Origin of the sequence: Pseudomonas sp. 8 R 14 (assembly GCF_900005955.1) — a bacterium.
In the GTDB taxonomy this organism is placed as follows: Bacteria; Pseudomonadota; Gammaproteobacteria; order Pseudomonadales; family Pseudomonadaceae; genus Aquipseudomonas; species Aquipseudomonas marginalis.
In genome coordinates this window covers 89360-101203 of record NZ_CVTH01000075.1, presented here as the reverse complement: position 1 = coordinate 101203, position 11844 = coordinate 89360, and the positions used below count along the sequence as shown (strand labels likewise).

The 11844-nt window shown below is 60.2% G+C and carries 10 protein-coding genes; 5 read left to right on the top strand and 5 right to left on the bottom strand.

The window, feature by feature from the left end:
* Positions 1–35: 35 nt before the first annotated feature.
* Positions 36–1070 carry a 2,3,4,5-tetrahydropyridine-2,6-dicarboxylate N-succinyltransferase gene (dapD, locus tag BFQ01_RS19020; protein WP_065926464.1) on the bottom strand — a complete coding sequence of 345 codons (1035 nt, stop codon included), beginning with the start codon at positions 1068–1070 and terminating at the stop codon, positions 36–38.
* Between the two features lie 32 nt (positions 1071–1102).
* A complete protein-coding gene (locus BFQ01_RS19015; RefSeq protein ID WP_256097763.1) occupies positions 1103–1411 on the bottom strand; it encodes an arsenate reductase in 309 nt (102 codons plus the stop codon).
* Positions 1412–1692: 281 nt separating this feature from the next.
* On the opposite strand from BFQ01_RS19015, the gene BFQ01_RS19010 reads away from it, so the two are divergent.
* Complete coding sequence (locus tag BFQ01_RS19010) at positions 1693–3336, top strand: Na+/H+ antiporter (protein ID WP_065926462.1); 1644 nt, start codon at positions 1693–1695, stop codon at positions 3334–3336.
* Positions 3337–3345: 9 nt separating this feature from the next.
* On the opposite strand, the gene dapC is transcribed toward BFQ01_RS19010, so the two are convergent.
* The 3 genes from dapC to map form a co-directional block, all read right to left on the bottom strand.
* Positions 3346–4545: a succinyldiaminopimelate transaminase gene (gene dapC, locus BFQ01_RS19005; protein WP_065926461.1), complete on the bottom strand. Its 1200-nt coding sequence runs from the start codon at positions 4543–4545 to the stop codon at positions 3346–3348.
* A 58-nt stretch (positions 4546–4603) separates the two neighbouring features.
* A complete protein-coding gene (locus BFQ01_RS19000) occupies positions 4604–7306 on the bottom strand; it encodes a [protein-PII] uridylyltransferase (protein ID WP_027604481.1) in 2703 nt (900 codons plus the stop codon).
* Between the two features lie 65 nt (positions 7307–7371).
* Complete coding sequence (gene map, locus BFQ01_RS18995; RefSeq protein ID WP_012722594.1) at positions 7372–8154, bottom strand: type I methionyl aminopeptidase; 783 nt, start codon at positions 8152–8154, stop codon at positions 7372–7374.
* 387 nt (positions 8155–8541) lie between these two features.
* Between map and rpsB the strand changes: the two genes are divergently transcribed.
* The 4 genes from rpsB to frr all read left to right on the top strand — a co-directional run bounded on the left by rpsB (position 8542) and on the right by frr (position 11844).
* A complete protein-coding gene (gene rpsB / locus BFQ01_RS18990; RefSeq protein WP_003219330.1) occupies positions 8542–9279 on the top strand; it encodes a 30S ribosomal protein S2 in 738 nt (245 codons plus the stop codon).
* A 192-nt stretch (positions 9280–9471) separates the two neighbouring features.
* On the top strand, positions 9472–10335 hold the full coding sequence (tsf, locus tag BFQ01_RS18985; protein WP_065926460.1) for a translation elongation factor Ts: 864 nt from the start codon (positions 9472–9474) through the stop codon (positions 10333–10335).
* Positions 10336–10546: 211 nt separating this feature from the next.
* Positions 10547–11290: a UMP kinase gene (pyrH, locus tag BFQ01_RS18980; protein WP_003172271.1), complete on the top strand. Its 744-nt coding sequence runs from the start codon at positions 10547–10549 to the stop codon at positions 11288–11290.
* Positions 11287–11844, top strand: coding sequence for a ribosome recycling factor (gene frr, locus BFQ01_RS18975; protein WP_065926459.1), 558 nt, complete (start codon positions 11287–11289; stop codon positions 11842–11844). The genes pyrH and frr overlap by 4 nt, the downstream gene beginning before the upstream one ends.

The following is an 11844-nucleotide window of genomic DNA, read 5'->3' as shown; positions in this document are numbered from 1 at the left end:
AGGGTCGGGGCCCGCTAGTGGCATCGAGTGGCTGCTTAGTTGTGAGCGTGCAGCGCTTCGTTCAGTTCGATGGCCGATTTGTGGGTTTTGCACTCCACGGCACCGGTCTCGGAGTTACGGCGGAACAGCAGGTCCGGTTGGCCGGCCAGCTCACGCGCCTTGACCACCTTGACCAGTTGGTTCGACTCGTCCAGCAGCGCAACCTTGGTGCCGGCGGTGACGTACAGGCCCGATTCCACGGTGTTGCGGTCGCCCAATGGGATACCGATACCGGCGTTGGCGCCGATCAGGCAGCCTTCGCCGACCTTGATCACGATGTTGCCGCCGCCCGACAGGGTGCCCATGGTCGAGCAACCGCCGCCCAAGTCCGAACCCTTGCCGACGAACACGCCAGCCGATACACGGCCTTCGATCATGCCCGGGCCTTCGGTGCCGGCGTTGAAGTTGACGAAACCTTCGTGCATCACGGTGGTGCCTTCGCCCACATAGGCGCCGAGGCGGATACGCGCGGCATCAGCGATACGCACGCCGTTCGGTACCACGTAGTCGGTCATTTTCGGGAACTTGTCCACCGAGAACACTTCCAGCAACTCGCCACGCAGGCGGGCTTCCAGTTGGCGTTCGGCCAGCTCATTGATGTCGATTGCGCCCTGGCTGGTCCAGGCCACGTTCGGCAGTTGCGGGAACACACCGGCGAGGCTCAGGCCGTGTGGCTTGACCAGGCGATGGGACAGCAGGTGCAGCTTGAGGTAGGCCTCTGGGGTGGACGTCAGTGCGGCGTCTTCGGCCAGCAAGGTGGCGACCAGCGGTGTGTGGCTTTCAGCCAGGCGGCTCAGCAGGGCGGCTTGGGTGGCGTCGACGCCTTTGAGCGCGTCGGCCAGTTGCAGGGCCTGGGCGACGGTGAAGGTGATCGCCTGGTTGCCTTCGCTGTAGCCGAGGATCGGCGCGATGGCGGCAACGATTTCAGCCGATGGATTGAGCAAGGGTTGTGCGTAAAACACTTCCAGCCAAGCACCTTGGCGGTTCTGAGTGCCGACGCCGAAGCCCAGGCTGAACAGGGAATTGGACATGCTGTTACCTCTACAAAAATGGAAGGGCTGGCCTACTTGAGGGCCGCCGAATAACTATCTGGCTTGAAGCCAATCAGGGTTCTGTTACCGAGATCAAGCACCGGGCGCTTGATCATCGAAGGTTGCGCGAGCATCAATTCAATGGCTTTCGACTGATCGAGATCGGCTTTGCGTTCGTCTTCGAGTTTGCGAAAGGTGGTGCCCGCACGGTTCAAAACCACCTGCCAACCGTGCTCGTTGCACCATTGGGTCAAGTGTTCGCGGTCGATACCGGCCGTTTTGTAGTCGTGGAACGCATAGCTCACCGCGTGCTCATCGAGCCAGGTGCGCGCCTTTTTCATGGTGTCGCAGGCTTTGATGCCGAAAAGGTGCAACGTTTTGCTTGAAGCGGTCAAGGAATTGCCCCCCCTGCTTTACTGATGCAAGTGCCAATGAAAATGAAAGGTCACGGATTATGCCACGCCCAGAGATTTTGGGTGCCGCTCGTCAGCAGCGTGCGACTTTTGTGCAAAAGCCAGCGCGCAGCATAGGCCGGTAAGATAGCCGGGTAATATGGCACTTCAACGGCCAGTTGTTGCCTGATGTGTGTCGTTGCAAGCCGATCGTCCGGGAAACCCGCGTTATGCAAACCGCCTACACCGTTCTTATCCTGCTGATGCTGGTCAGCGTTTCGCGTCTGGTCGGGCGTGTCATCCCTCTGCCGTTACCCCTGGTGCAGATTGCCGCCGGCGCCTTGCTGGCCTGGCCCACGCTGGGGCTGCACGTGGCGCTGGACCCGGAGTTGTTCCTGTTTCTGTTCCTGCCACCGCTGCTGTTCTCCGATGGCTGGCGCATGCCCAAGCGCGAATTGTGGCGCCTGCGTGGGCCGATCCTGACGCTGGCCGTCGGGTTGGTGCTGTTCACCGTGGTCGGTGCTGGCTACTTCATTCATTGGCTATTGCCGACGATCCCGCTGCCGGTGGCCTTCGCCCTCGCGGCCGTGTTGTCGCCGACAGATGCCGTGGCCGTGTCGGCAATTGCCCAGAACCGCTTGCCGACGCCGCTGATGCATATGCTTCAGGGCGAAGCGTTGATGAATGACGCCTCGGGCCTGGTGACCTTCAAGTTCGCCTTGGCGGCCGCGTTGACCGGTGTGTTCTCGTTGGCCGATGCCAGCCTGACCTTTGTCTTGGTGGCCTTGGGCGGCCTGGCGGTGGGGGTGGCGCTGAGTTGGCTGGTCGGCCGCCTGCGTGCCTGGATGATTGCCCGGGGCTGGGACGACCCGGCAACGCATGTGGTGTTCATGTTGCTGTTGCCGTTTGCGGCCTACGTGTTGGCCGAACGGCTCGGCGCCTCGGGCATCTTGTCGGCGGTCGCGGCGGGCATGATGCAAAGCTGGCTCGACCTGCTGCCTCGCCAGACCAGTACGCGCCTGCTCAATCGCAGTGTCTGGTCATTGCTGGAATTTGCCTTCAATGGCCTGATCTTCCTGCTGCTGGGCCTGCAATTGCCGGACATCATCAAGGCCGTGGCCAGTCATGAGCCGACGCTGTGGCCCACCTTGTTGTATCGCTGCCTGGATGTGACTGCGATTTTCCTGGTGTTGGTGGTGCTGCGTTTTATCTGGGTGCAGAGCATCTGGCGCCTATCGGGTTTGCTCCGGCGGCTGCGTGGGAAAAGTGAGTTGACCCTGGTGCCCACTGCGCGTTCCTGCTGGCTGTTGACCGTGGGCGGTGTGCGCGGTGCGGTGACCCTGGCCGGTGTAATGTCGGTGCCATTGCTGCTGGTGCCAGGCCAGGATTTCCCCGAGCGCGACCTGCTGATCTTTATCGCGGCCGGTGTGATCCTGCTGTCACTGATCGCCGCCTGCATCGCCCTGCCGCTGCTCTTGCGGGGCGTTGAAAAGAGTCCGGATGAAAAGCGCCATAACGAAGTGCGCGAGGCCTGGAAAAAAACCGCCGTGGCAGCGATTCACGCACTGGAGGCGGAAGAGCCCTTAGACTCGGAAACGTCCGACGCCGCCCAGGCGGCGCTGGCTACGGAGCTAAAGGCACGGTTGATGTCGGAATACCGCCATCAGTTGGAAGTGTTCAACGACTCGGCCGAAGCCCAGGCGCTCGCGATGCAGATGGACCTGCTTGAGCGAAAACTGCGGCTCAAGGCCCTGCGTGCGCAACGCTTGGAGTTGTACAGCTTGAGCCGTCATCACCAAATTGGTGATGACGTTTTGAGGGAAGTGTTGGCGGAGCTGGATATGAGTGAGGCGAATCTGGGCCAGATGAAATGACCCGGTTGCCTATCGACGACGCTGAATGAAGTCCCGAATACGCTCAGCCGCTTCCACACATTCGGCCAGCGGCGCAACCAACGCCAGGCGTACGCGCCCGGCGCCGGGGTTCACGCCATCCACTTCCCGGGAGAGGTACGAACCCGGCACCACGGTCACGTGTTCCTCCACGAACAAATCGCGGCAGAACGCGGCATCATCGCCTTGCACATTCGGCCACAGGTAGAAGCCGCCGTCCGGGGCCTGTACGTCCAGCACCGGCTTGAGGATCGCCAGCACGGCATCAAACTTCTCGCGGTACAGGTCGCGGTTGGCCTGCACATGGGCCTCGTCCTGCCAGGCCGCGATGCTTGCCAGCTGGGTTTGCACCGGCATCGCACAGCCATGGTAAGTGCGGTACAGCAGGAAACCCTTGAGGATCTCGGCGTCGCCAGCAACAAAACCGGAGCGCAGGCCTGGCAGGTTGGAGCGCTTGGACAGGCTGTGGAACACCACGCAACGCTTGAAGTCCTGGCGGCCCAGCTCGACGCACGCGCTGAGCAGGCCCGGTGGCGGGGTTTGTTCGTCGAAGTACAGTTCGCTGTAGCATTCGTCGGCGGCGATAACGAAGTCATATTCGTCGGCCAGGGCGATGAGTTTTTTCAGGGTGTCGACCGGGATCAGTGCACCGGTCGGGTTGCCGGGGGAGCAGAGGAACAGGATCTGGCAGCGTTTCCAGATGTCTGGCGATACCGCGTCGAAATCCGGGTTGAAGCCGTTTTCATCCAGGCATGGCAGGTAGTGCGGCTTGGCCCCGGCCAGGAACGCGGCGCCTTCGTAGATCTGGTAGAAGGGGTTCGGGCTGACCACCAGCGCGTCATCGCCCCGGTTGACCACGGTCTGGGTGAAGGCGAACAACGCTTCACGGGTGCCGTTGACCGGCAGGATAGTGCGCGCCGGATCCAGCCAGCCCTTGGGGACGTCGAAGCGGCGTTCGCACCAGCCACCGATGGCCTCGCGCAAGGCCGGGATGCCCAGGGTGGTGGGGTAGACCGCCATCTGGTCGAGGTTGTTAGCCAGGGCATCGGCAACGAACTGCGGCGATTTGTGCTTGGGTTCGCCGATGGACAAAGCGATCGGGCGCTTGTCCGGGTTCGGCGTGACGCTGCCCAGCAGGGCGCGCAGCTTTTCGAACGGGTAGGGCTGGAGCTGGTTCAGGGCGTTGTTCATCGGTGGATCTCGTGCAAGGCGTTAAAAACTGGGAGGGAGCGGTGGGCCGCTCCTGGTATCAAATCGTCAGGCGCGTCAGCTCGACACCGGGTTCCTGGGGCACGCTCAACTGCTGCACGATCGCCGCCTGCAAGCGCAGGCACAGCTCCGGGTCGGACAGCGGCTGGTTATCGGCATCGGTAATAAAGAACACGTCCTCCACCCGCTCGCCGAGGGTCGCAATCTTGGCGTTCTGCAGTGACAAATCGAATTCCAGGAAAATGCCGCCGATCCGCGCCAGCAGGCCTGGCCGGTCCGGCGCGCTGAGTTCCAGTACGGTCACCGGGCGCTGTGCATCGTTGGAAATGGTCACCTGGGGCGCAAAGGCAAAGTGCTTGAGCTGACGCGGTACCCGGCGCTGGATGATCGTCGGGTAGTCGTCGGGGTTACGCAGGGCTTCGGTCAGGCCTTCGCGGATCTTTTTCACCCGCGCCGGGTTATCGCCGATGGACTCGCCTTCGGTGTCGAGCACGATATAGGTGTCGAGGGTGAACTGGCTGCTGGAGGTGATGACCCGGGCGTCATGGATATTCAGGTTGAGCTGGTCCATGGCCGCCACGGTCACGGCGAAGAAGTCGTGCTGGTCGGGTGCATAGATGAAGATCTGCGTGCCGCCTTCGAATTCGCGCTGGGTGGTTTCCTTGATCAACACCAGCGGGCCGCCATCGGCCGGCTGCTGCAGGATCGCGTCACTGTGCCAGGCGACATCGCCGGCGGTGTGGCGCAGGAAGTAATCGTCCCCCAATTGCGACCACAACTGCTCGACGTCGTCCGGGTCGTTGCCGCCGCGCACCAGGATGTCCAGGGCGGCGCTTTGGGTGCGGCGGATCTGCTCTTCGCGGTCCACCGGGTTTTCCAGGCCACGGCGCAGCGCGCGCTTGGTCTCGGTGTAGAGCTGGCGCAACAGGCTGGCGCGCCAGGAGTTCCACAGGGTCGGGTTGGTGGCGTTGATGTCGGAGACGGTCAGCACGTACAGGTAGTCGAGGCGGGTTTCATCGCCGACGATCCCGGCGAAGTCGTGGATCACCTGCGGGTCGGACAAGTCCTTGCGCTGGGCAGTGGTCGACATCACCAGGTGGTTCTGCACCAGCCACACGATCAGGCGGCTGTCCCACAGTGGCAACTGGTGGCGCTGGCAGAACGCCTCGGCATCCACCGCGCCGATTTCCGAGTGGTCGCCATGCCGGCCCTTGCCGATGTCGTGGTACAGGCCGGCGAGGTAGATCAACTCCGGCTTGGGCAGCTTGGCCATGAGCTTGCTGGCCAGCGGGAATTTCTCTGATACCTGGGTGTACTGCAACTTGCGCAAGTGCTTGATCAGGTTGAGGGTGTGGGCGTCCACGGTGTAGATGTGGAACAGGTCGTGCTGCATCTGCCCGACGATAAACCCGAACTCCGGCAGGTAACGCCCGAGGATGCCATAGCGGTTCATGCGCCGCAGGTTGCGATGGATGCCGATCTTGCACTTGAACAGCTCGATAAACAGGCTGGTGTTGCGAATGTCGTTGCGAAAGTCGTCGTCGATCAGGTGACGGTTTTCCCGCAGCAGGCGGATGGTGTCGGCGCGTACGCCCTTGATTTCCGGCTGCTGGGCCATCAGCACGAAGATTTCCAGCATGGCGAACGGAGTGCGGCGGAACACGTTGTCGTTGCGTGCCTCGATATAGCCGTCGTGCAGTTGGAAGCGCGAATTGATCGGCTGCGGCGGTGCTTCGTCTTCCGGAGCGAGGATCACTTCTTCGAAATGCTGGATGATCAGGTCGCTGAGCTGGGCAATGCTCATGACCACCCGGTAGTACTGCTGCATGAAGCTTTCGATGCTGGTCTTCGCGTCTTCGCCTTCAAACCCCAGCAGGGTGGCGATGGAGCGCTGGTGGTCGAACAGCAGGCGATCTTCGGAGCGCCCGGCGAGCATGTGCAGGGCGTAGCGCACTTTCCACAGGAATTCCTGGGACGACGCCAGCAGGGCATTTTCGCTCTCTACCAGGAAGCCTTCGCCGGCCAGGGCGCGCAGGTTCAGGGTGCCGTATTGGCGACGTGCGACCCACAGAATCGTCTGGATGTCGCGCAACCCGCCCGGCGAGCCTTTGACGTTGGGTTCGAGGTTGTATTCGGTGTCGTTGTACTTGTGGTGCCGGGCCTTCTGCTCGGCACGCTTGGCCAGGAAGAAATCCTTGCTCGGCCACATGTGCGCGGTGCTGGTGACTTCGAGCATGCGCTGGCGCAGGCGCTCGGGGCCGGCGATGGTGCGGCTTTCCATCAGGTTGGTGATGACGGTCAGGTCGGCGCGGGCCTCTTCGGCGCACTCATCCACCGAGCGCACGCTCTGGCCGACTTCCAGGCCGATGTCCCACAGCAGTGTCAGAAAGCGCTCGATGGAGTCGCGAAAGATCTCATGGTCGGCGCTGTCCAGCAGGATCAGCAGGTCGATGTCGGAGTACGGGTGCAGCTCGCCACGACCGTAGCCGCCGACCGCCACCAGGGCAATATCGGCGTCTTCGCTCCAACTGAACTGTTCCCAGGCTTTTTGCAGGATGTTATCGACGAACCAGGCGCGGTCTTCGATCAGCCGGCGGATGTCCCGGCCGCTGCGAAAGCGCTCGTCGAGCACCTCGCGGGCCTGGCGGATCGCCTTTTTGAATGCGGCGATGGGGCTCGCTTTCAGTGCCAGCTCGGCCTGGAACTGGCCACGGTCGAAGAGTTCGGGATCCACCTGGGGCATTGATCGGCTTTCCTTTCTATCTATCAGTCAGTCACAACACAGTTTGGGAAAACCTTGGCAGCCCTTCACGCCGAAACGCGTGGGATCGTGTCGTCGGCGCGCAGGGTGAAGATCTCGTAGCCGGTCTCGGTGACCAGCAGGGTGTGTTCCCACTGGGCCGAGAGCTTGCGGTCCTTGGTGATGGCGGTCCAGCCGTCGCCCAGCACCTTGGTGTCGGCCTTGCCCTGGTTGATCATCGGCTCGATGGTAAAGGTCATGCCTGCCTTGAGCTCCATGCCGGTGCCGGCGCGGCCGTAGTGAAGGATCTGCGGTTCTTCGTGGAAGACCGTGCCGATACCGTGGCCGCAGAATTCGCGCACCACCGAGAAACCGTTCTTTTCGGCGTGCTTCTGGATCACTTCACCGATGTCGCCCAGGCGGCAGCCAGGCTTGACGATCTCGATGGCCTTGTACATGCATTCCTGGGTGACCTGGGACAGGCGCTCGGCCCACACCGGCACGGTGCCGACGTGGAACATGCGGCTGGTGTCGCCGAAGTAGCGGTCCTTGATCACGGTGACGTCGATGTTCAGGGTGTCGCCGTCCTTCAACGGCTTGTCGCCCGGAATCCCGTGGCAGACCACGTGATTGACCGAAGTACAGATCGACTTGGGGAAGCCCTTGTAGTTCAGCGGCGCAGGAATGGCGCCCTGCACATTGACTATATAGTCGTGGCAGATCTGGTTCAGGGTTTCCGTGGTAACGCCGGGCTTGACGTGCTCGGCGATCATTTCCAGCACGTCGGCAGCCAGTTTGCCGGCAATGCGCATGCCGGCGATGTCTTCGGCGGTTTTCAAACTAACGGTCATACAGGCTCTCTCTAGCGCGATGCGCTGAAATCAATACGGTTTACGGGCGTGCGACAAAAGGTTGCAGAGTTCGCACAAGCGCCAAAAAACGCGATTCTAACAGACGCGGGCGGCAAATCATGAGCCCCCGACGATCGCTTCTCTCTATCAAATGGGGTTATATCGGCTCTATTCAAAGGGTTGCGTACACGTCGCCCACGCCAAATGTGATTGCGTGTTTCGTTTTCGCCCTTCGTGTGGTATAAAATGCGCCGCTTTCCGGGGATACCCCGAAAAGCTTAAATCCACACACGTGTCGACACGATGACCTGGGTGCCGGAGGCCTTGATGCCGCTGGTTGGTCATTGGGATACGTGGAGGCCAAACCCGACTTATTAAGGAACTATCATGTCCCAAGTCAACATGCGCGATATGCTGAAGGCCGGTGTGCACTTCGGTCACCAGACCCGTTACTGGAACCCGAAAATGGGTAAGTACATTTTCGGCGCGCGTAACAAGATCCACATCATCAACCTTGAAAAAACCTTGCCAATGTTCAACGAAGCTCTGACTTTCGTAGAGCGCCTGGCCCAGGGCAAAAACAAGATCCTGTTCGTCGGCACCAAGCGTTCCGCTGGCAAGATCGTTGCTGAAGAAGCAGCACGTTGCGGTTCGCCGTACGTCGATCACCGCTGGTTGGGCGGCATGCTGACCAACTTCAAAACCATCCGTGCTTCCATCAAGCGTCTGCGTGACCTTGAAGTGCAGGCCGAAGACGGTACTTTCGCCAAGCTGACCAAGAAAGAAGCGCTGATGCGCACTCGTGACCTGGAAAAGCTCGATCGTTCCCTGGGTGGTATCAAGGACATGGGCGGTCTGCCTGACGCACTGTTCGTTATCGACGTTGATCACGAGCGCATCGCGATCACCGAAGCCAACAAGCTGGGCATTCCTGTTATCGGCGTAGTCGATACCAACAGCAGCCCGGAAGGCGTTGACTACATCATCCCAGGCAACGATGACGCCATCCGCGCCATCCAGCTGTACATGGGTTCGATGGCTGACGCTGTCATCCGTGGTCGCAACCACGTTGCTGGTGGCACCGAGCAGTTCGTTGAAGAAGCTCCGGTAGCCGCAGCTGAGTAATTGACGCCCTGGCGTTGACTCAGTAAGCAAAAAGGGGGCTTGGCCCCCTTTTTGCCACCTCGAAAACCATTTGTCAGCAGCGCAGCTACATCACCTGTAACGTGCAGCGGCTAACAAGGGTGGTTCGGGAAGAATTGATCCCCCGTTCGATCGGGTGGAATGGTTGAAAACCTATCCAAGAGGAATTTGAAAATGGCAGCAATTACTGCAGCGTTGGTTAAAGAACTGCGTGAGCGTACCGGCGAAGGCATGATGGATTGCAAGAAAGCCCTGGAAAAGGCTGACGGCGACATCGAAAAAGCCATTGATGACATGCGTGCTTCCGGCGCCATCAAGGCTGCCAAGAAAGCAGGCAACGTGGCTGCTGAAGGCGCTATCGCTCTGAAAGAAGACGGCAAATCTGCTGTTCTGCTGGAAGTGAACTCCCAGACCGACTTCCTGGCCCTGCAGGACGACTTCAAGGCATTCGTTGCTGCCAGCGTTGAAAAAGCGTTCGCCGACAAGCTGACTGACGTCGCTCCGCTGATCGCCGCTCAAGAAGCTGATCGCCTGGTACTGGTCGGCAAGGTTGGCGAAAACGTCAACATCCGTCGCCTGGTACGCGTTGAAGGTGATGTTGTCGGTGGTTACCTGCACGGCAACAAGATCGGCGTTGCAGTGGTCCTGAAGGGCGGCAACGTTGAGCTGGCCAAAGACATCGCTATGCACGTAGCGGCCAGCAACCCTGAGTTCCTGCTGCCTTCGGAAGTTTCTGCCGAAGCGATCGAGCGTGAAAAAGCTGTGTTCCTGCAGCTGAACGAAGAAAAAATCAAAGGCAAGCCAGAAAACATTGTTGAGAACATGGTCAAGGGCCGTATCAGCAAGTTCCTGGCCGAAGCAAGCCTGGTTGAGCAGGCGTTCGTCAAGAACCCTGAAGTCAAGGTTGGCGAACTGGCCAAGAAAGCCGGTGCTGAAATCGTTTCCTTCACTTACTTCAAGGTAGGCGAAGGCATCGAGAAGCCGGTCGACAACTTCGCTGAAGAAGTTGCTGCCCAGCTGGCTGCCGCCAAGCAATAAGACAGTTTTTAACTGTCGCCCGAAAGAGGCTGCCCGCTCACGCGCGCAGCCTCTTTTCAAATGGGCAGGCCGATTTAATTTGGCTTACCCTCGGAACTGGCTTACAAAGCCGTGTTCCGATGGCGCTGTGAGAGCGTCCAGCTAGAGTGAACGCAAGCCGTAAACGGCTCGCCAAGAATTTTTTAAAAATACGCCGCAGGAGAGATTCGCAATGGCTCAGCAGGGCAGTGGTTATCAGGCTCGCTATAAACGCATTCTACTCAAGCTTAGCGGCGAGGCCCTGATGGGCTCGGAAGAGTTCGGGATCGACCCCAAGGTACTCGACCGCATGGCGCTGGAAGTCGGCCAGTTGGTCGGCATCGGCGTACAGGTCGGCCTGGTGATCGGTGGCGGTAACCTGTTCCGCGGCGCAGCACTGAGTGCGGCCGGCATGGATCGGGTCACCGGCGACCACATGGGCATGCTGGCCACTGTGATGAACGCCCTGGCCATGCGTGACGCCCTGGAGCGTGCCAATATCTCGGCTATCGTGATGTCGGCTATTTCCATGGTGGGTGTGACCGATCACTATGATCGTCGCAAAGCCATGCGCCACCTGAACGCCAAAGAGGTGGTGATCTTCGCTGCCGGTACCGGCAACCCGTTCTTCACCACGGACTCGGCTGCTTGCCTGCGCGCCATCGAGATCGATGCCGACGTGGTGCTCAAGGCGACCAAGGTAGATGGCGTGTACACCGCAGACCCATTCAAAGACCCGCATGCCGAGAAGTTCGATCATCTGACCTACGATGAAGTGCTGGATCGCAAGCTGGGCGTGATGGACCTGACGGCTATTTGCCTGTGCCGCGACCACAAGATGCCGCTGCGCGTATTTAACATGAACAAGCCCGGTGCCCTGCTGAATATCGTACACGGCGGCGCGGAAGGGACTCTGATCGAGGAAGGCCAACAATGATCAACGAAATCAAGAAAGACGCCCAAGCGCGTATGCAGAAATCCCTGGAGTCTCTGAGCCACGCATTTGGCCAGATTCGTACCGGCAAGGCGCACCCGAGCATCCTGGGCAGCGTGATGGTGCCTTATTACGGCGCTGATACCCCGCTGAGCGGCGTGGCCAACGTTACCGTAAAGGATTCGCGCACCCTGCAGGTCGTGGCTTTCGAGCGCAACATGCTCGCTGCAGTCGACAAGGCCATCCAGAGCGCCGGCCTGAACCTCAACCCGACCAACCTGGGTGAGTTGCTGTTGATCTCCATGCCGGCCCTGACTGAAGAAACCCGCAAGGGCTTCACCAAGCAGGCCCGCAGCGCGGCTGAAGATGCGCGTGTTGCAGTGCGTAACATTCGTCGTGATGCCTTGGGCGAGCTGAAGAAGTTGGTCAAGGACAAGGAAATCAGCGAAGACGAAGAGCGTCGTGCCGTCGCCGATATCGACAAGCTGACCAAGGAAGCCGAGGCGAAGATCACCCAGGCAACCGAAGAAAAAGAAAAGGACCTGATGGCCGTATAA